Here is a 19,714-nt window from a genome sequence, read left to right as displayed (position 1 = left end):
GAATGAAACTAAAAAATCAAAATATTCTACTTATTTCTCCTGAACCCTGGGATCATCCTTGGGTTTCTAAACATCATTATGCTTATTCCATGAGTCAAGCTGGTGCAAAAATATTTTTTGTCAACCCTCCAGGGAAAATCTGGAAAATCTCAAATACTATTTATCCTAATCTTAAGGTACTTGACTATACAAAATTTACAGCCGGACTCAGGAAATTTCCACGGCGCATCTCACAATATTTGATAAAAAAAAAATTGGATAAAATTGAGGCATTTTGTAAAACTCAATTTGACATCATCTGGTCATTTGACAACTCTGTATTTTTTGATTTCACACCTTTAAAACAGTCTATAAACATATCTCATATCGTCGATCTCAATCAAGATTTTGAAACTGAAAAAGCTACAAAAACAGCTGACATATGCTTTTATTGCTCAAACCCCATTGGAAATAGGTTAAAAAAATTCAATTTGAACAGCCATTTTATCAATCACGGTTTTGGTACTTTTATTAAACTTCATACAGAAAAACCACTAAGCAGTAATAAGCTTAAAATTGGATATGCTGGAAACTTAAACCTTAAATATTTGGACTGGAATACATTATTGAAAACTATCCGTCAATTACCAGAACATCAATTTTTATTTGCTGGCCCCAATCATGACCCTTCTAAATTTCAGCTACCTAACATGAGCCATGTTGGCTCTCTGTCCAAACAAGAGTTAGCAGATTTTTATCAAGAAATGGATCTGTTAATTCTTTGCTACAATTCCGACCGTTACGAAGAGCAATTAAGTAATCCGCACAAAATGATGGAATACCTTGGTACAGGCAAACCTATTGTAGCCTCATTTACAAGCACCTATGAATCATTCCCCTTCATCAATATGAGTAATGTTCAATCAGAATGGCCCATCAAACTACAAGAAACAATTAATAATCTGGCTTATTGGTCATCAAACAAAATGCAAAAAAAACGAATTGAATATGCCGTATCTAATAGTTATGAGAATCAAATTAAGAGAATAGAGGATTTGATTAATCAAAGTCTACATGGATAATTTAGTTTCTATCATAATGGCTGCATATAATGCTGAATTATATATTGACCAGGCGATCCAGTCAGTTTTGTGTCAGACATATAATAATTGGGAACTAATAATTATTAATGATGGAAGTCAAGACAATACACCTCTTATCCTTTCAAAATATTCCGATGAACCAAGAATAAAAATTTATCATCAGAACAACAAAGGTGTAAGCGCTGCGAGAAACAAAGCTCTGCAAAATATGAAAGGACATTATTTCTGTTTTCTAGATGCTGATGATAAATTAACTCCAGAAAGTGTATCAGTCAGAGTTACGGCGTTTCAAGAAAACCCACAAGTGAGTTTTGTTGATGGAACAATATCTTTAATGAATAGTACAATGTCCAAAGAATTATGGGAAAAAAAGCACTCAGTTGCCGGAAGTCCCTATAATTCATTGATCCGCCTAGAAGAATCCTATTTTTTTGGTCCTACTTGGATGATAAAGAAAGAGAAAAATACTACTTACCAGTTAAGAGAAGATCTATCCCATGGTGAAGATTTATTTTTCTATATCGAGATTTGCAAAGGAGGGGGACAATATATGAGTATACCCCATAAAACCTATTTATACAGAACGGGAAATAATTCTGCTATGGGAAACCTCGAAGGATTAGCTGATGGCTACTTTAAGATTTACAGTTTATTAAAGTCTATGAATCTAACCACTAAAGAATTAAAATATTTCAAAAAAAGAGTTTGTTCTATTCTATTTAAATCCGCGATTCGAAAAACTAATATTTTAATTCTTAGACAAACAATTCAATTCTATTTTAGAAAAAACTGACTTTATGCTCTTTTCAAAGAAATATAGATTTATCTTTTTCCATACCCCAAAAGTTGCAGGTTCGAGCATTACCAAAGCATTACGAAAATATTCGAACTACCCGAACGAGCGCATATATAATTATATGATCGATTATTTAGGTGAGATCCCGGCAATTGGCCTTTACCCTTTGCATATATCGCCAATAGATCTGTACAAAAAATTAAAAAATAAAAATACGTTTGATACTTTTTTAAAAATAGCTTTTGTTAGAAATCCATGGGATTGGCATGTTTCACAATTCAATTATCATAAACAAAATCGTAATGCCTTTTTTTTTAAAACTTTTCAAAAGTTTAGCTTTAGAGAATACATTGATTGGGCAACTGATCCTGAAAACATAAAAAAAGCCCGTTCCTCGCAATTTGACTTTCTTTCTAATAATCAAGGAGAATTAATGGTAGATTTCATAGGACGCTACGAAAATTTGCAAGAAGATTTTAATAAAATCTGTGATAAGCTTCAAATTGATGAAAAAATACCAATTGTCAATACAAGTAAAAGGAATAAGAACTATCGTGAGTATTACGACGATTACACAAAAAATAAAATTGAAGATACATTTAAAAAAGATTTAGAAAAGTTTAACTACAACTTTTAGCATGAAGATATTATTCCTTGGATACTGGGGTGCCAATGAAGGCTTAAGTCAGGCAACAATCAACCCACATTTAGAGATTTTATCCAAGATAAACAAGGTGCACAAGATCATTTATGTGTCGATTGAAAGAAACAGAGATGTCAAATTTAATATCCCAGTAAATTCTAAAATTGAACATGTGCCATTTAATTCCATCCATCAACTGCGAGTTTTTCAAAAATTTTATGACTTTCTTTCACTCCCAATATTAATCTACAAGCTTACAAAAAAACACAAGATCCAACTTGTCATATGTAGAAGCTCTTTAGCAGGAGGAATTGGCTATCTCGCAAGCAAATTAACACGGAAACCATTTACTGTTGAGTCCTTCGAACCTCATGCAGATTATATGAGATCACTTTCCATTTGGAATAAGTATGGATTAAGTTATCTAATCCAAAAATATCTCGAGCTTAAACAAAAAAAAACAGCACTATTTCTAATGCCTGTATCATATCAGGAAAAATTAAATCTTCTTGAAAGTCACATTAAGGAGGAGCGAATTTTTGTAATGCCATGTGCTGTTCAGGTTTCTAAGTTCGAATACTCCTCCTCAGCAAGGAATGAGGTAAGGGTCGATTTGAACCTTCTTCCAAAACATACAGTGGGGGTTTATAGCGGTAAATTTGGAGGTTTGTATCTAGATAGCGATGCTTATCTAATATTTAAAAAAATGTTCTCGAACATTCCTAATTTCTTTCTTATCATTCTCACATCAGAAAATAAACACTCGATTATATCTCAGCTTAATAAAGTTGGAATTCAAGAAGATTCGGTATTAATAAAATTTGTGCCTCATAACCAAGTTTCCAATTATTTGAGCGCTGCCGATTTCGCATTTTCTTTACATCGACCCACTTCTTTTTCTCATGCTTTTTCTCCTATTAAAAATGGAGAATATTGGGCGAATGGTCTTCCAATACTCTCTACACCCCAAATTGGGGATGATTCTAAACTAATTGAGGACAATAACGTCGGTGTAATATTAAATAATCAAAATGAAGTCAATTTAGAAGAACTAAGACGACTCATCAATAAAAGGAAAAAACATCCAACAGAATTAAGCGTAGTCACAAAAAAAATATGCGCTACTCATAGAGATTTTCGATTAATTGAAGGTGTTTATCGAAAAATATTGAAATCATTATAACAAACGCTTATTCTCGCATGGTTTTGGTTCATAAGCATCACTTAATACAATATTTTTGTATACAACAAAATTTAGAGATTTGAGAGTTTATTCAATCATAATTGGCCTTGTTTTTTGTGCTCTAAGAAGTATTGCACAGTGCCCAACCTCTGCATTTTCTATACCGTCTCCAACTTGCCTTGAACAAACCTTAAAGATTGAAAATACAAGCACTGATGCATCTTCATTCAAATGGTACTTTTGTGGCGGTGCTTTAAAAGACGATAGCCCAAAAGCTCAAGATGTGGCAACTATTTCCGGAAATACTCCAACCGGATTATCTATAGTAGAAGATAATGGCAACTACTACATATACATTGCTAACAGAATTTCAGATGATATTGTTAAAGTTTATCTAGGTGACAACTTAAATAACGATCCCATATCGGTTGAAAATTTAGGAAATATTGACAATCTACTGGATGGTCCTGAGCACATCCAACTAGTCAAAAGTGGGAATGAATGGATTGCTTTTGTGGCCAATTTCTCTTCCAACAGCATAGTTAGATTAAATATGGGAGAATCTCTTTCAAGCAATCCCGCTGACTATGATTCAGAACAGATAAGTATTCCTGATGGAGTTTCAATAAATTCCCCTTCGGAAATTGAAATAATTGAAGACCAAGACAACTACTACCTTTTTGTGAGCAGCAGAAGTGGGAGTACAATAAACCGCTTGGATTTTGGGTCAAGTTTACTGAACAACCCTTTTTCAGGAGATGATATTCTAGTTAACGGAAGTAGTCAACCCAGAAGTTTTTCGTTTGATAAAGATTGCGATACATGGTTTGGCATTGTTTCTTCAGAAGGAACAGGTAAAATTCATCAAATGACCTTTAATTCAGGCATATCAAATACTCCAGACGTATCCGAAATAGCCCTTTCTGGTGATGCAATGAGTCAACCCTTGAGACTGAGAATGACTAATGATTCAAACGAATTCGAAGGTTTAATAGCCACCAGATCTGGCGTCATCTTCAGATTTTCACTTGGCGAAAATCTATCATCACTCAATATGTCAGTTGAAGATTTAGGGGATCAATCTTTATTTTCGAATACATTTGGTTTTGACCTCTACTTTGATGGAGACGAATATCACGGTTTTGGAATCAAAAGTAGTTCTCCACGAAATCTAACAAGAATTGACTTTTCATCTACTTGCGGGGCATCAACTAAGACAAGCAATGATAAAATTCCAGCTAATATCCGGTACAATCAAGAAGGAAGCCATACTATCACACTAAGGACTACCAATAATGTTGGCAATATTGATTACTTCACACAATCTATTGTTGTCTCTGCTGACATCTCCCCATCCATCTCTTTCTCTGACAATGCAAACGAATGCATCTCTCAACCCAACACCTTCACCCCAAGCAATACGGGGCTGATATCCTACGAATGGAGTTTTGATGATGGAACTACCATAGGCAGTACTGACATAAGTCCATCACATACTTTTTCGCAAACAGGAGATAGTATAGTTCATCTTACTGTCTACGACGGAACTTGTTATAACTTTGTGAAGGACACCATCTCAATCTTCCCAGAACCCGTCACTCCCACCTTTTTCACCTCAGGTTCACCCTATTGTACAGGAGCAGATATCACCTTTACCAATCTCTTTGATGAATCAGATTATAATGGAGCTACTTTGACCTATGAGTGGGATTATAATGGTGAAGGCACAAGCACTGAACGAAATGGTGCATACAACTTTGATACAGAAAGTGTAAAGACCGTGACACTGACTGCAAGTATTCCTGGATGCACTACACCAAGTGCTGAACCTGACCTTGACCTGATTGCAGGACCCGCAGTTGACTTCTCTGTTTCAGACAGATGCTTGGGTGATGATACTCAGTTTACTAATCTGACTGAAGGCAATCTTATTACAGGACAAACCTGGCAATTTGGAGATACTGAAACTTCTACCAGTTCTTCTCCAACACATGCATACGCGGATGCTGGTGATTATAGCGTGACACTGACTGTAACCAATAGTGGCGGCTGCAATAATGTATTGACCCTTCCTCTGACAATAAATGACAAACCTGTGGCCAGTTTTGACATGGGCGTAGGATGTGAGGGGCAAGAAGTGGCATTCGAAGACCAATCAACCATCAATGACGCTAATATTGAATCCTACACCTGGGACTTTGATGGGCTTGGCAACTCCACAGCACAAGATCCTTCATTTGCCTTTGATACACAGGGTATTCATCCTGTCACTTTGACTGTGGAGAGCACCTTCGGATGCATAGATGAGATCACTCAAAATGTAAGCGTACAGAGTACCCCAACGGCTGATTTTAGTGTAGATATAGGATGTCTGGATGCCAGCACACAATTTATTGACCAAAGCCAGACCGAAGATGAAAACCCTATTAATACCTGGTATTGGGATATCAATGGAGACATAAAACCGAATACCGAAAACCCCTCTCAAATTTTTAACAACACTGGAACCTATACTGCTACACTTATTGTAACGCCTAATAACCTATGTGTGAGCACTGTGTCTAAGGAATTTACGATTCATGAATTACCAATCGCCAATTTTACTTCTGACAACACGTGTGATAACGAAAACACTGTATTCACTGACGCCTCCACTTCTACTTCCACGTCCATTGAAGCGTACAGCTGGCAATTCGATGAGATGGGAACTGGTACTGGAGATAATGAAGAATTTCATTTCAACCAAGCTGGCGATTATGAAGTAACTCTAACGATCACTGATGACATTGGCTGTGAAAGCGTCAATCAACAGACCATTACCATCCACGCTGCACCAGTTGCTGCATTTGATGCAAATAGAGACATTGGCCCTGCGCCGTTGACCATAAGCTTCACCAATGAATCCGCTGAAGCCGAAAGCTATCTGTGGGATTTTAACGATACTGACCAATCTACAAGTACAGAAACCAACCCCCAGTTTACCTACACTGAATTAGGGGATTATGAAGTAGCACTCGTTTCAATTAATGAATTGGGCTGTAGTGATAGTGCTACGCTGGCTGTCACGGTTGCCGAGCCTGTGAAAGATTTGGAGTTGGTTCAGATTAGTAAAGAAGCATCCGACGACAGAACGAACCTATCCCTGACAGTAAGAAATAATGGCAACGTAGCCATTAGAAATTTTGATATTAGAATTGATCTTGATCATAATTCGTCAGTTTTCGAGAAGTATAATGGTACGTTGTACAAGAATCAAACAGTAACATTTCCATTGAATTTCTCATTCTCTAATGAGAGTAATAATATTGGATATACTTGTATTACCCTTATTGACTTGGATGAGAATTATGAGGATATCAATTTGGTCAACAACGAAGGATGTATAGACTTTGACCAAAAAGTAATAGTTGAAAACTCATACCCAAATCCTGTAAGTAGTCAGGATACACAGATCCGACTCAACATGATTTTACCTACAAAAGCTCCTGTACAAATTTTTCTGCTGGATGCAACTGGAGCGGTCTTATATCAGGACATTTACACCAGTACAAATGATGGACTCAATAGTTTTTTTATTGATGTCTTTTCTTATAAACAAGGCATGTATTTTATCAAAGTGGTTTATGACCAAACTGAATCTACGCAGCGATTCGTGAAGATATGACTTGTTCAGACCATACCATAAGACAGAAACGCTGACCTCTTCCCGACATTACAATAAAAAAAGCCTGAAATTAATTACAAATGTCTTGAATGGGCATTTATGCATTAAGGGTCAAATTTTCATAAGGTAGCTTCTCATTAGGCTTGTTCTCACAAAGTCAACCAAACACCCGTTAACTCAAATTAAAAACATTCTATTGAAATAATAATATTTCATTATTGATATAGAATAAATTCTAATCTTACTAATTTTGAACCGAAGAATATTTTGCAAATGCTAATGATCGGCAACACGAAAATTGACAAAACAGACCGAAAAATCTTAAAGATTTTACAGGCTAATGGTAAAATTACCAATGCTAAGCTATCCGAGGAGATCGGATTGTCTCCTGCTCCTACTTTGGAACGGGTGAAAAAACTCGAAAATTCAGGGATTATTAAGAGCTATCATGCAGAGCTGGACTCTGCCATGTTAGGGTTGGGTGTTAATACATTTGTTCAAGTCTCTCTCAAGGGACACAACAAACCTAATATCGAGACCTTTCTCAGTAGAATCTCTGATATTGAAGAAATCATTGAATGCCATCACATCACAGGGTCGGGTGACTTTATACTGAGAATTGTGGCTAAGGACATTGCCTCCTATCAGCAACTCATGCTTGAGAAAGTAAGTGACATTGATATCGTTGATAGCTTGCAGTCTATGGTGATACTTTCTACCTTTAAAAATAGCAAGGAAGTACCTGTGCCAGCGGATAATTAAGTCTGTATGACAAAAGAAAAAAACCTGATTTTGAATGCCATTCAAATAGATCAAAGGATCGTGCGAATGGCATACGAAATCTATGAAAACAACCTCGACGAAAAACACCTCATCATGGCCGGCGTCTCTGACAACGGCTTTGTATTTGCCTCTATGATGAGCAAGGAGCTTGAAAAAATTTCACCTCTCAAAACTTCTGTAGTTAGAGTAGATATCAATAAAGAAGCACCTTTTATGGAAGAGGTTCACATTGATAATCTAGAAGAAAAACAATTGACCAAAAAATCTATTGTACTTTTTGATGATGTACTCAACTCTGGGAAAACGGCAGCATTCGCTCTAAAAGCTTTTTTGAATACCAATATTAAAAAAATAGAGGTCTGCGTAATGGTAAACAGGAGCCATAAGTCCTTTCCTATCTATCCCAAATACAAGGGATATGAATTGGCTACTAGCATCAATGAGCATGTAGAAGTGGTGCTAAAAGGAAATGACAAAGGCGTATATCTTTTCTAACCCTACTTACTCCTCAGGATACAGAACTACCTGAATGTACTCCTCAGGATTCAGGTATTTTTTGGCTACCTGCTGAATATCTTCAGCAGTTAAGTCTTCAATTCTCTGGTTCAACCAATTGACGTCCTCATAGTCATAGCCGTTGACATGATAAGTTTTTAAGACATTCATCCAATAGCCATTGGTTTTCCAATGAAGCTCCTGATCTCTTCTTTGTGCTTCTTTTATCTTATTAAGATTTTCGTCGGACACGCCATCATTTTGTATCTCACGTATGGCAGCAATGGCAGCAGCAACCAAATCATCTACATTGTCTGGCCCACATGGAAAACTAATCGTAAATTCAAAATTTTCATAAGGTGATCTACTTCCATATCCTGAAGCTCCCACCCCATAGACACCACCCTTTTCCTCTCTCAGAATTTCAACCAGACGTATATCAAGTATTTCGCTCAGACAACGCAGGTGATAGGACTCTTCTCTGCTGTATTCCATCTCTCCTGTAAAGATCATACTCACGGAGCTTTTTGGCTCTGATCCTTTATAAATTTTCTTGCTTACCATGCCTGATGGTGGCCTCACGCCACGATCTACCCAAGTTTCAGCCTGAGTGCTTGATATAGATCCCAGATATTTCTCGATCATAGGTATCAAGACATTCTCATCAATGTTGCCAATGAACCAAAAAGTAAAATCTCCAGGGCTTGAAAACCTTTCTTTATAAAACTTTAATGCCTGATCATGATCTACCTTTTGCAAATCGTCTATGGTAGGAATTCCTCCTCCTCGCATTTCCCCTTGCGACAAAATTTTCGCCATTTGGTCCTGATAAAAATAATTTGGGTCAGACATGACATTTGTCAAAAAGGCCATGTTACGTTGCATCAAAGATTGATAAGCCGACTCATCCCTTCTGATTTCAGTAAAGTACAAGTAGGTTAATTTCAATAGCGTTTCCAGATCTTTGGGAGTTGTACTTCCTCTAAACCCTTCCTCTAAATCGCTCAAATATGGCTGCAAACCTACTGATTTGCCAGCCAGCACTTTCTGCAAGTCAGTATAAGAATACGCTCCCACACCGCTGAGAGCTACTATATTTGTAGAGAAAGATGCTGACCAATAATTTTCATCCTCAGCCAAAGAAATACCACCTTCTCGATAAGCCATAAACTGAATTTCATCATTTTTATAATCAGTAGATTTAATAAAAACCTGAGCCCCATTTGAGAGTTTTAGCGAAGTAACTTCCAAGGATTCAATACTTGTCTCTTCTACAACACGACCAGGGATTGGTTCCGTTTTAATGAGCTGATCACTCAAAATTGATTCCTTAAGTGGTTCTGGAATGCTCTCGTCCGAAGCCTTCACCCATGCCAATAAATCTTCATTTGTTGGAAGGGTGATTTCTTCATTGTCTGGAGCAGTAAGATACACTACACGGTTTTCTTCAGTTATTTGGTTTCCAATGATAGCATTTACTTCTTCCAAACTAATTTCCTCCAAATAGTTTTTTACAAACTCATATTCGTATTCGATACCTGGAACGGGCTCCTTTTCCAGAAAATGGCTAACCAATTCATTGACTAGTGCTTCTGATTCTGTCTTATCCCTTTCTTTATAGGCTCTGTCATAAGCTTCCATCAAATTCAGTTTTTCCGTTTTCAGTTCAGATGCCATAAATCCATGTAGTTCCACACGTTTAATCTCATTCATTAGTGTGCGTACTCCACCTTCAATATCATCTGGTTTAGGAACAGCAAAACAAGAAAAAGCACTTTTGCTCCTAGCCAAGAATGATCCAATAGAAGTAGACGCATATAAATAGGGTGGATTGGCTTCTTGAAGCAAATCTCTCAGTCTCTGATTAATCATTGAGGTAAATAGGCTTTGGATAAGTGCGCTTCTATAATCTTCGCCTGTTGTCATTTCCTCAGGGTCTGACTTGTACATGATTTTGAAGATGGTGTTGGTTGCTTCCTTGTCTGATGCGACTGCTACTAATGGCTCTGCATTATCTGGAATACCAAATTCTTCACGAGAACGCTCATTTTTTGGATTCTTGAAAGAAGAAAACTGTTTTTTTATTTTGGCTTCCATCCTATCTACATCAATATCCCCAACGGCAATTATCGCCATCAAATTTGGTCTATACCAATCCTTATAAAATCTCTTAATAGTTTCGGGGTCAAAAGTCTCTAGAGTTTCTTTGGTACCTATGGGCAATCGCTCGGCATACTTGGATTCCTTGAATATGATGGGCAGATAGGCTTGAACCATACGCATCTGTGCGCCTTGTCCTAGCCGCCACTCCTCAATGACAACGCCTCTTTCCTTTTCGATTTCTTCTGGTTCAAACAATAGGTTACCTCCCCAGTCTTGGAGAATAGTCAGTCCTTTGTCAATGATCTCTTCATCATCTGAGGGAATAGGGAGGATATATACCGTCTCGTCAAAGGAAGTGTAGGCATTCAGATGGGCACCAAATTTCACCCCTACGGATTGTAGATAGTCGACCAACTCGTTTTTGGCAAAATGTTCAGATCCATTGAAAGCCATGTGCTCTGTAAAGTGAGCCAATCCTCGCTGATCATCGTCTTCTAAAACTGAACCTGCATTGACCACAAGTCGCAATTCAACTCTATCCTCAGGTTTGATGTTTTTCTTTATGAAATACTTAAGTCCATTATCTAGTGTACCCGTTCTGATTGAAGAATCAAAAGGAATTTTATCCTCAAGTGTCAGTTCTTGCCCGCTAACCTGCAGTGAGCATACAAAGACGAGAACAATGAAAAAATGCTTTTGTAGGATATTCATAAAGTACATTTTGATATTTATTAAAAATAGGTCAGAATCAACACAGTTGGTAGCAGACTTTGACTGAAGGCTACAACGAGATATCAGCTGTCAATTATTGTTTCAATTGGAAATAAAAAGAAGCATAGGTACGATTTAGTTTCACATGCGTGCAAACACCGTCTTCATAAGTGTGCGTATTTCTCCCATCTTCTGAATACAACGTAAAGAGGTGTTCTTCATCTTTTTTTACAATCAGATATTCAGCAAACTGTTGAGAAAACGTCTCTTCCTTTTTTCCTGGCTCAGAAAAGTAAAGCTCTGGAACTGAATAAGAGATAGGATCTGAACTCCTCATTTCTTCATATCCATTTACCTCTACGACATACTCTTTCCCTTCCATCCATACCTTAGACTTAGTTCTGGAATTGCCATTCAATGTGCTTTCTGCAGACCCACTAACCAGAACACCAGCTACATACAACTCTTCTAAGGTATAATGAACCGTAAATGTGAGTAGCATCTTAATGTTGGTCTCACTTTCAATGTAATAGAAAACAGAATCTCCTTTTATCTTCTTCTCAGCCAGCATATATCCTACTGTTTTATCTCCTTTGATGACATCATACTCCAGCCGTTGCGCCTCTGACTTGTTAGCGTAGAGCAAACTCAACAAAAAGATAAAAGAAAGCGAACGATACCAAGGAGATGAAAGTCCCGTCATAGGAGAAATTAATGGGTTTGGTTATAGGAATTAATCGCGACGGAAGATAACCCAGTTTTAGTAAAAGCGGAATCTTAAATTCATTAAATTTATAGAGAAACCAAATATCTAAAGTCATGGCTATCAAACACTATTCGAACGATAAAGTCACCGTGAAATGGCAATCAGACCTTTGTATTCATTCTGAAAAGTGTTTTCATGGGCTCCCAAAGGTATTCAATCCCAAACAAAGACCATGGATCAATATCGAAGGAGCTCTATCAGAAGATATCATTGCACAGGTAGCTAAATGCCCCTCAGGTGCTTTGTCCATTGTCCATGAGGATCAAAAGACTGCAGTAAGCCAGGAAACCATTGTAGAAACAATGCCGAACGGCCCTCTGATGGTGTATGGCAATATGAAAATCAAGCACGCAGGAGGAGAAACCACCAAAGACAGCAAGGCCACTGCTTTTTGCAGATGCGGCGCATCCGAAAACAAACCCTACTGTGATGGTTCTCACAAAAAAATTGATTTCGTAGGCTGATTTTTAGCGGTATCTTTGCACCATGAGTGAGGCAGCAGCGCTAATAGATTTAAGAAAATCATCCAAAGAAGACATTTCACAATTCCTATCTGGAATTGGGGAAAAACCCTTTCGTGCAAAACAGATCCACGAGTGGATCTGGAAGAAGTCTGCAACGTCCATAGATGATATGACAAACTTGTCCTTATCTACTAGAGACCAATTAAAGGCTCACTTTACTATTCGCCCAGCCCTAGTCGACAAAGAACAGAAAAGTACTGATGGCACGATCAAATCTGCACTCAAACTTCACGATAATCATTTGATTGAGAGTGTCCTTATTCCACAAGATGAACGAATGACCGCCTGTGTGTCATCTCAAGTGGGTTGCTCACTCAGTTGTAAGTTTTGTGCGACAGGCTATATGGATCGTGAGCGTAATCTGGATGCCTCCGAAATCTATGACCAAGTAGTGGCTGTGGCGCGCCAAGCTGAGCAAAACTATGAAAAACCACTATCTAACATTGTGTACATGGGTATGGGCGAACCCCTGCTCAACTACAAAAATGTATTGGAATCCATAGATCGAATCACAGCACCTGATGGGCTCAACATGTCTCCTAAGCGCATCACGGTTTCCACTGCTGGAATTGCCAAGATGATAAAAAAACTTGCTGATGATCAGGTAAAATTTAACCTTGCGCTCTCACTTCATGCGGCCAATGACGAGAAGCGTAACAAAATCATGCCTATCAATGAATCCAATACCTTGGAAGCGTTGAGAGAAGCACTCAATTACTTCTACAAGAAAACAGGAAACAAAATTACGTTTGAGTACATTCTCTTCTATGATTTTAATGATTCATTGCAAGACGCCAAGGAGCTTTATGAATTTTGGAAACGTGTACCTGCAAGAATTAACATTATTGAATACAACCCCATCGCCGAGGCTAACTACAGAAATGCAGATGCAGATACCCTGAATAACTTCACCAAGTTTTTGACCAATAAAGGTGTAAATGTACATGTGAGAAGAAGCCGAGGGAAAGACATTGATGCGGCATGTGGGCAACTCGCCAATAAGAATTAAAGTTTTCGCGCGATGAGCTGAATAAGGCTCAGTTTATCCTTCAGAGCTTCGAATTTTTCAGGTTCAATCCTGCCAAACAAAGTACAGATTTCCATGAATTCCTGATTTTTGATTTCTACACCAAAATCATTGATGATGCGCATAACGTCACTGGTTTTTTCATAACCATATTCCACCCTAAAGTCCTGCTTGATTTCCACTACCTCTATTGCTGCCTTTTGCAGGGCTTCTTCTGCAGCCGTTTTATAAGCGTGAATCAAACCACTGACCCCAAGTTTGGTTCCACCAAAGTAGCGAACCACTACTACTAGCGTATTTGTGAGTTCAAAGGATCTGATTTGTCCCAGAATAGGGTCTCCTGCTGAATGGTTAGGTTCCCCATCGTCATTGGCGCGAATGAGCTGATGCTGATCATCTTCTATCACGTGGGCATAGCAGTGATGACGCGCATCGTAGTATTCTTTTTTGAGTCCTTCGAGTGTTTCCTTGACTTCTTCCAATGAATTGACTGGATAGGCAAAACCCAAGAATTTACTCCCTTTCTCCTTGTAAAAGCCCTCAGTAGGCGATTTTATGATGCGATAAGATTCGGCCATTCTCTAATCTATCTTTTCAAGTCGCGCTTCACCCTCGGCTGTCATCCAATCCGTTTCATCTAGATCAATGGTTTTCTCATAGTACTCAGCAGCTAAGCCCATGTCACCATTAGATTCAGCCAAACGCCCAAGTCCCAAATAAGCAATACTTCTATAGTACTCGCCGCGATCTGGAGATTTAGCTCCTGTAGCCAATCCCTTTTCGTAAAGTAATTTTGCATGGGCCAATGAGTGATCGACTTTTTCTAAATACACCCCATGAAATATTTCTCCACACATCTTAAAATAAGGTTTTTGATGCTTTTCTAAAGATTGAATCAGTGGCAAAGCATTTGAATAATCCTTCTGACGCATCAAACATTCTAGATACTTCGCTTTGAAATAGTCATTGGCTGGATACATTTTGTGCAACCTTTCTAAATAATATCTCGCCTTGTCTGCACGGTTTTCATATCGCAGCCAGATGTATGAGAGATACAAGCCTGCTTCTATTTTCACTATTTTACTGTGGTGCACTGCACTGTCTAGTTGAATAAGCCCTCTTTTGATATCTCCAGATTTGAAAATCCAAACAAAAGATTTGTACATGGGATGGCGTTCGGGATATTTTTCCCGAAAGTAATTATACAAACCAGATAAAAAGAGTAATTCAGGGCTTTTGGCAGTATGTTCCATTGTCCTTTTTATGAGATTATAGGTTTGCTTAGCTTGGGATATTGCCTTGAAACTACTTCCTTCCTGTGCATAATATTCGGCCAACAAGCCGTGAGCAGACATCTCAAAAAACATAGCTTCCAGATTATTGGAATCTTTGGCACTTATTTTTTCTGATTTAGCAATTGTTTCCATCAAATATTTTTCATGCTGAGAATAAACAGGGCTGGACATGCGTATAGGTTGATCTCGCCACGCCCAGCTCATGGCTCGCATCATAGGGACAATTGGATGTTCTGGCAATTTTCTTTCAAGAGAGTCTATCACTTTTTCAGCAAAACTGAATTCCTGATTATATATATAATCCCCCCCACGATCTACCATTTCTAACAACTCGGGGTTATTAAATAATGGTAAATTTTGTGCAAATCCGCCACTGTTTACAACTAAACAGAAAAAACATACAAGGATTAGATTTCTATAAGAGGGTTGAATAATCTTAGGATTTGGGTGTAAAGAACTATTTCCGTTTTTTTTACGCGTAATAATCGGCAAATTTGAAACTAAATTTAAGATATGACAATTCCTCGATTATATAATCTTCCTACTGTAGATATAAATTCGATAATGACTATTGCAGAGAGAGATGATCTTCCGTTTCCAGTCAAACGTGTTTATTGGATCACTTCCAATCACGAGGATGAAATTCGAGGAGAGCATGCGCACAAGTCGTGCCAACAATTGCTCGTTTGCTTACATGGAGAACTAAATATCCAACTCGAAGATAATCATGGCAACAAGTCCTCTTTTTGTCTCAAACACCCCAACGAGATGGTTCTGATCCCGTCACAATATTGGTGCAAAATAGCATATAAAAAAGACGCCATAGTGCTTGTAATGGCTTCTCATGAGTACGACCCTGAAGATTATATTAGAGTATATGATGAGTTTAAATCACAGGAATTAAAATACCATCTTGGGTAATCTAGTGTACTATACTCAGATTCCAGATTATTTGGAACTTGGAGATATTCCAATTTATTATTCTAAAAAATACCTCAGTCAACTTAAACCAGAGGTTAGAAGTTTTTGTGCCTTAGAAAATGAAACAAAAAAACTTCTTCTAGTCCTTCATTTTCAAATTGACAATGACAAAGCCATCAGTTTAAAAGATGCACCCTTTGGTGGTATTTATAGGTACCAATCTATTGATCAAACTGTAATAGAAGAGTTTTTGAAATATGTGGTCGAAGAACTTAAACAAATTGGCATTCGCCAAATAACCATTAAAACAGCCCCATCGTTTTACTCTTCAATGAGTACGCTAGACCCATTCAGCTGCGGGTCGCAAATCTCTTCGAAACGCTCGACAGACATCAATCACCATATCTCTATTGATCAAAGTCAACTGATCGATCGCCTCTCTCCAATGCAAAAAAGGCGATTAAAAAAATGTACGGATGCACAATTCACTTTTAAGCAGGAAGAACCATCCAAGCTTGAGCCCATATTCCAATTTATTAACGAATGCAGAAAGGATAAGAATCATTCCATTTCTGTGACATTTGATAAGATGAAATCAACCTTGGACTTATTTCCTGAAAATTATTTGATTTTCAGTTGTTATGATGGCCATACTTTAGTGGCTGCCACTATTTGTGTGATTGTGAACTCGAAGATGCTATACCATTTCTTACCTGCCAGTGCTGTGACTTATAATAGATACAGTCCCATGGTTTTTTTGATTTCAAACATTTATCAATTTTGCCAAAAGAATCATTTTGACATATTGGATCTGGGCACTTCTATGTTGAATAATCAACCCAATGAAAATCTAATCGCTTTCAAAACTCGGATTGGTGGTGTGCAAACAGAAAGATACTCCTATGAGATGAATCTTCTAGCTGGGTCAGAATCAGCTAAGTAAATCACCTAATTTTCACCCAATACTAATAGAAAATTGGCTGAACACATCTGTTGTAACAATATTCTCTATAAATTCGTTGCGTTCATTAACATAATCCAAAAATTGTTGAAGAAAACTGTTTCCATATTCTTTTGTTTGCTATTTAGTTTGTCGCTATCGGCCAACACTGAAAAAAACACTGCTGGAAATACTGGCGGATCAAGCTATGGGACGGAAAAGACTGAAGAGGCTAAAGAGTTGGAGAGCAACAATGAGGCTGAATCAGCAGAAAAATCTGAAGAATTGGATGCTGAACCTGATTCTAGTTACTACTCAGTAAACAAGTTCAATTTTTTGTTCTACTTCGTGTATAAAATGAAATACATGGATACTGAGCCAGAAGCAGAAACTCCTACAAATTAATACTTCCTTGCTTTTCGTCTAAAGGTAGACGGTCCACCCTCGAATGTCACGTATATCGTAAAACTGTGAATGTTAAGGTTTTCTATTCCTACACTAAAGTCATTTTCTTCACTATCCAATACATTCAATAAACCGAACGAATACCTTACTTCAGGCGAAAATTTGAATAATGGCTGAAACAAATCTAATCCCACACCTACATCTACCGACAAATTAAATTTTTCAATCAACAGGCGTTCTGACGAATCCAAATCCTGCTTATTTCCTGAAACCTTCACAGCTGGAGTCAATCCGGCCAATAAGTAAATCGCTCTGTTTACTCTCCTTACAGATTTATACTTGAATAATATTGGAAGTTCAAAGTAGGTTGGATCTCGCAATTCATTCAACGTTTCACCATGGGTATATCGATAATCCAGGCCTAATTGATAAAAGCTAAAAGTAGGTGCCACTCGAACATCCAAATATTGAAAAAAGTGGAAGTTGACTATGAATCCAATCTTAAAACCAAACTTGTGTGTAGGGAGAATAGAGTGTACTGTATCAAAATCATGAGTTATATATTCATCAGAATATTTTAACCTAAACCTTGAGGAATGCCCTCCGATCAAAAATCCGAAATGAATTTTTTGTTCGTCAAAATTGGGTAGGTTGAGAGTGCCTGGAAGTTGCGCCTTAGACTCAGTAGATATTAGACAAACTCCAATGACAAAACCTATTACTATTTTGAGGCTGTGTATATAGAACTTATGCCAAAAGTTAGTGATTTGCATTGAGTGTCTTTGTATCCTGTTTTTTCTAAAATATCCAGAAATTGTTGACCATACGGAAATTCTGCCACTGATTCAGGCAAATAAGTGTAAGCTGCATTATCGCTTGACACCACTTTTCCAACCAGAGGCAATATAGCCTTAAAATAAAAACCATAGAGCTGTTTCATTGGAAACTTAGTAGGCTTCGAAAATTCGAGCACTACTAATTTACCCCCATCTTTTAGCACCCGTCGCATGTCAGCCAATCCCTTCTCCAGATTTTCGAAATTCCTTACGCCAAAGGCAACGATTACGGCATCAAACTTATTGTCTTCGAACAAGAGTTGCTCAGAATCTCCCAGCCTCAGTTCTATTTGATCCTCTACCCCCAGTTCGATCATCTTCTTGCGACCTACATCAAGCATGCCTTCTGAGATATCTACGCCAATGATTTTGTCTGGATTCAACTTCAAAGCTTCAATAGCCAGATCACCCGTACCAGTAGCAATATCCAATATCAATTTAGGCTGGTGCGATTTCAACTGACGTATAGCCTTTTTTCTCCACAGAATATCGATTCCCATGCTAAGGAAGTGATTGAGGAAATCGTAGCGTTTACTGATATTGTTAAACATATCAGCTACTTGCTGCTTCTTCGATTGTTCCTGATTTTTATAAGGTAATACTGCCAATTGACTCAGATTTTTATTGTGCTGCAATATTACATGGATTCGCTGAATTATTTACCAATCCTGACTCCCATATCAGGCCAATCTTCTATCTCTCTCCAACTATTCCCAAATTGAGTTACTGAATGACCATAAATTTTAGAACTCGGGGATTTGAGAAAAACTACGGAAACTGCTATGCGCCATCGTAATCGGACTGTTTCGAACTATTTTCCCAATTAAAGACATAGCCCACGTGTCGATCTTAGAAATAAACTCTTGAGGCATCGCGTTAAAGTCAAGTTTTGAGCATTTTTGCAAAAAATTAATCCCAATGAAAATAACTAGCTCTGAGTTCGTCATTAGCAATACGGACTATAAACAATGCCCAGCACCTGATAAGCCAGAATATGCTTTCATTGGGAGGTCTAATGTAGGCAAGTCGTCTTTGATTAATATGCTCACGGACAAAACAAAGCTGGCCAAAACCTCTGGCAAACCCGGTAAGACACAATTGATCAATCACTTTCTGATCAATAAGGCTTGGTTTTTAGTGGATTTGCCAGGTTACGGATGGGCACAGGTGAGCAAGGAAATGAAAGAGAAATGGGATATCATGACCAAGAATTATTTAGGTCAGAGAGAAAACCTATACAACGTCTTTGTTTTGATTGATTCTAGAATCCCTCCTCAAAAAATTGACATTGAATTTCTGAATTGGTTAGGAGAGTACCAGATACCATTCTCAATAATTTTCACCAAAGCAGACAAGCCCAATAATTCTATAATTCAATCCAACATAGCCACTTTCAAAGCTGAATTGAAAAAAGGATGGGAAGAATTGCCCCCCACATTTATTACTTCCTCGGCCAAAAAAGTAGGACAAAAGGAAATATTGGAATACATCGGTCAAATCAATGAGAGTGTATAAGAAAATATTAATTTTGCGACCGATT

The 19,714-nt window shown here is 37.7% G+C and carries 19 protein-coding genes; 13 read left to right on the top strand and 6 right to left on the bottom strand.

Annotation, left to right across the window (positions count from 1 at the left end):
- The first annotated feature begins 2 nt into the window (after positions 1–2).
- The 7 genes from B9A58_RS14325 (at position 3) to B9A58_RS14295 (ending at position 8,646) form a co-directional block, all read left to right on the top strand.
- Complete coding sequence (locus B9A58_RS14325; RefSeq protein ID WP_084373559.1) at positions 3–1,061, top strand: glycosyltransferase family protein; 1,059 nt, start codon at positions 3–5, stop codon at positions 1,059–1,061.
- Positions 1,054–1,875, top strand: coding sequence for a glycosyltransferase family A protein (locus tag B9A58_RS14320; protein WP_084373558.1), 822 nt, complete (start codon positions 1,054–1,056; stop codon positions 1,873–1,875). The genes B9A58_RS14325 and B9A58_RS14320 overlap by 8 nt, the downstream gene beginning before the upstream one ends.
- Positions 1,876–1,879: 4 nt before the next feature.
- Entirely contained in the window at positions 1,880–2,515 is a 636-nt protein-coding gene (locus B9A58_RS14315; RefSeq protein WP_084373557.1) for a sulfotransferase family 2 domain-containing protein, read from the top strand.
- Position 2,516: 1 nt separating this feature from the next.
- The gene (locus tag B9A58_RS14310) at positions 2,517–3,704 is read left to right on the top strand and encodes a glycosyltransferase family protein (RefSeq protein ID WP_084373556.1); all 1,188 of its coding nucleotides are present in this window, start codon (positions 2,517–2,519) and stop codon (positions 3,702–3,704) included.
- Positions 3,705–3,987: 283 nt separating this feature from the next.
- Positions 3,988–7,368, top strand: a complete 3,381-nt coding sequence (locus B9A58_RS14305) for a T9SS type A sorting domain-containing protein (RefSeq protein WP_139793903.1) — start codon at positions 3,988–3,990, stop codon at positions 7,366–7,368.
- Positions 7,369–7,641: 273 nt separating this feature from the next.
- Positions 7,642–8,130 (top strand): Lrp/AsnC family transcriptional regulator, encoded by a 489-nt coding sequence (locus tag B9A58_RS14300; protein WP_394334429.1) that lies wholly within the window; start codon positions 7,642–7,644, stop codon positions 8,128–8,130.
- 6 nt (positions 8,131–8,136) lie between these two features.
- Positions 8,137–8,646, top strand: coding sequence for a phosphoribosyltransferase family protein (locus tag B9A58_RS14295; protein WP_084373554.1), 510 nt, complete (start codon positions 8,137–8,139; stop codon positions 8,644–8,646).
- A 6-nt stretch (positions 8,647–8,652) separates the two neighbouring features.
- On the opposite strand, the gene B9A58_RS14290 is transcribed toward B9A58_RS14295, so the two are convergent.
- Positions 8,653–11,460: a M16 family metallopeptidase gene (locus B9A58_RS14290; RefSeq protein ID WP_176214793.1), complete on the bottom strand. Its 2,808-nt coding sequence runs from the start codon at positions 11,458–11,460 to the stop codon at positions 8,653–8,655.
- A gap of 94 nt (positions 11,461–11,554) precedes the next feature.
- Positions 11,555–12,163 carry a DUF6134 family protein gene (locus B9A58_RS14285; RefSeq protein ID WP_084373552.1) on the bottom strand — a complete coding sequence of 203 codons (609 nt, stop codon included), beginning with the start codon at positions 12,161–12,163 and terminating at the stop codon, positions 11,555–11,557.
- Between the two features lie 116 nt (positions 12,164–12,279).
- Here B9A58_RS14285 and B9A58_RS14280 point away from each other — a divergent pair, with 116 nt between their 5' ends.
- The gene (locus tag B9A58_RS14280; protein WP_176214792.1) at positions 12,280–12,690 is read left to right on the top strand and encodes a (4Fe-4S)-binding protein; all 411 of its coding nucleotides are present in this window, start codon (positions 12,280–12,282) and stop codon (positions 12,688–12,690) included.
- Positions 12,691–12,712: 22 nt separating this feature from the next.
- On the top strand, positions 12,713–13,759 hold the full coding sequence (rlmN, locus tag B9A58_RS14275; RefSeq protein ID WP_084373550.1) for a dual-specificity RNA methyltransferase RlmN: 1,047 nt from the start codon (positions 12,713–12,715) through the stop codon (positions 13,757–13,759).
- Here the strand turns inward: rlmN and B9A58_RS14270 are convergent.
- Positions 13,756–14,355 carry an IMPACT family protein gene (locus B9A58_RS14270; protein ID WP_084373549.1) on the bottom strand — a complete coding sequence of 200 codons (600 nt, stop codon included), beginning with the start codon at positions 14,353–14,355 and terminating at the stop codon, positions 13,756–13,758. The genes rlmN and B9A58_RS14270 overlap by 4 nt on opposite strands.
- Before the next feature lie 3 nt (positions 14,356–14,358).
- Entirely contained in the window at positions 14,359–15,393 is a 1,035-nt protein-coding gene (locus B9A58_RS14265) for a tetratricopeptide repeat protein (protein ID WP_084373548.1), read from the bottom strand.
- A gap of 192 nt (positions 15,394–15,585) precedes the next feature.
- Between B9A58_RS14265 and B9A58_RS14260 the strand changes: the two genes are divergently transcribed.
- The 3 genes from B9A58_RS14260 to B9A58_RS14250 all read left to right on the top strand — a co-directional run bounded on the left by B9A58_RS14260 (position 15,586) and on the right by B9A58_RS14250 (position 17,338).
- Positions 15,586–15,993, top strand: coding sequence for a sugar 3,4-ketoisomerase (locus B9A58_RS14260; protein ID WP_084373547.1), 408 nt, complete (start codon positions 15,586–15,588; stop codon positions 15,991–15,993).
- Positions 15,986–16,936 (top strand): hypothetical protein, encoded by a 951-nt coding sequence (locus B9A58_RS14255; protein ID WP_084373546.1) that lies wholly within the window; start codon positions 15,986–15,988, stop codon positions 16,934–16,936. Before B9A58_RS14260 ends, B9A58_RS14255 begins: the two co-directional genes overlap by 8 nt.
- Before the next feature lie 105 nt (positions 16,937–17,041).
- Positions 17,042–17,338, top strand: coding sequence for a hypothetical protein (locus B9A58_RS14250; RefSeq protein WP_139793902.1), 297 nt, complete (start codon positions 17,042–17,044; stop codon positions 17,336–17,338).
- On the opposite strand, the gene porT is transcribed toward B9A58_RS14250, so the two are convergent.
- Entirely contained in the window at positions 17,335–18,111 is a 777-nt protein-coding gene (porT, locus tag B9A58_RS14245; protein WP_084373544.1) for a type IX secretion/gliding motility protein PorT/SprT, read from the bottom strand. The two genes, B9A58_RS14250 and porT, sit on opposite strands and share 4 nt — an antisense overlap.
- Entirely contained in the window at positions 18,060–18,782 is a 723-nt protein-coding gene (gene ubiE, locus B9A58_RS14240; protein WP_084374006.1) for a bifunctional demethylmenaquinone methyltransferase/2-methoxy-6-polyprenyl-1,4-benzoquinol methylase UbiE, read from the bottom strand. Before ubiE ends, porT begins: the two co-directional genes overlap by 52 nt.
- Before the next feature lie 310 nt (positions 18,783–19,092).
- On the opposite strand from ubiE, the gene yihA reads away from it, so the two are divergent.
- A complete protein-coding gene (gene yihA, locus B9A58_RS14235) occupies positions 19,093–19,689 on the top strand; it encodes a ribosome biogenesis GTP-binding protein YihA/YsxC (protein ID WP_084373543.1) in 597 nt (198 codons plus the stop codon).
- The last annotated feature ends 25 nt before the right edge of the window (positions 19,690–19,714 follow it).

Source organism: Reichenbachiella faecimaris, from assembly GCF_900176375.1.
In the GTDB taxonomy this organism is placed as follows: Bacteria; Bacteroidota; Bacteroidia; order Cytophagales; family Cyclobacteriaceae; genus Reichenbachiella; species Reichenbachiella faecimaris.
Note: the sequence above shows the minus strand (reverse complement) of the source record. Positions and strands in the feature narration are given on the sequence as shown.

Bases quoted from the DNA above. Each gene is read 5' to 3' on its own strand.
- B9A58_RS14325 (WP_084373559.1), top strand. From the start codon at position 3: ATGAAACTAAAAAATCAAAATATTCTACTTATTTCTCCTGAACCCTGG.
- B9A58_RS14320 (WP_084373558.1), top strand. From the start codon at position 1,054: ATGGATAATTTAGTTTCTATCATAATGGCTGCATATAATGCTGAATTA.
- B9A58_RS14315 (WP_084373557.1), top strand. From the start codon at position 1,880: ATGCTCTTTTCAAAGAAATATAGATTTATCTTTTTCCATACCCCAAAA.
- B9A58_RS14310 (WP_084373556.1), top strand. From the start codon at position 2,517: ATGAAGATATTATTCCTTGGATACTGGGGTGCCAATGAAGGCTTAAGT.
- B9A58_RS14300 (WP_394334429.1), top strand. From the start codon at position 7,642: ATGCTAATGATCGGCAACACGAAAATTGACAAAACAGACCGAAAAATC.
- B9A58_RS14295 (WP_084373554.1), top strand. From the start codon at position 8,137: ATGACAAAAGAAAAAAACCTGATTTTGAATGCCATTCAAATAGATCAA.
- B9A58_RS14290 (WP_176214793.1), bottom strand. From the start codon at position 11,460: ATGAATATCCTACAAAAGCATTTTTTCATTGTTCTCGTCTTTGTATGC.
- B9A58_RS14285 (WP_084373552.1), bottom strand. From the start codon at position 12,163: ATGACGGGACTTTCATCTCCTTGGTATCGTTCGCTTTCTTTTATCTTT.
- B9A58_RS14280 (WP_176214792.1), top strand. From the start codon at position 12,280: ATGGCTATCAAACACTATTCGAACGATAAAGTCACCGTGAAATGGCAA.
- rlmN (WP_084373550.1), top strand. From the start codon at position 12,713: ATGAGTGAGGCAGCAGCGCTAATAGATTTAAGAAAATCATCCAAAGAA.
- B9A58_RS14270 (WP_084373549.1), bottom strand. From the start codon at position 14,355: ATGGCCGAATCTTATCGCATCATAAAATCGCCTACTGAGGGCTTTTAC.
- B9A58_RS14265 (WP_084373548.1), bottom strand. From the start codon at position 15,393: ATGGTAGATCGTGGGGGGGATTATATATATAATCAGGAATTCAGTTTT.
- B9A58_RS14260 (WP_084373547.1), top strand. From the start codon at position 15,586: ATGACAATTCCTCGATTATATAATCTTCCTACTGTAGATATAAATTCG.
- porT (WP_084373544.1), bottom strand. From the start codon at position 18,111: ATGCAAATCACTAACTTTTGGCATAAGTTCTATATACACAGCCTCAAA.
- yihA (WP_084373543.1), top strand. From the start codon at position 19,093: ATGAAAATAACTAGCTCTGAGTTCGTCATTAGCAATACGGACTATAAA.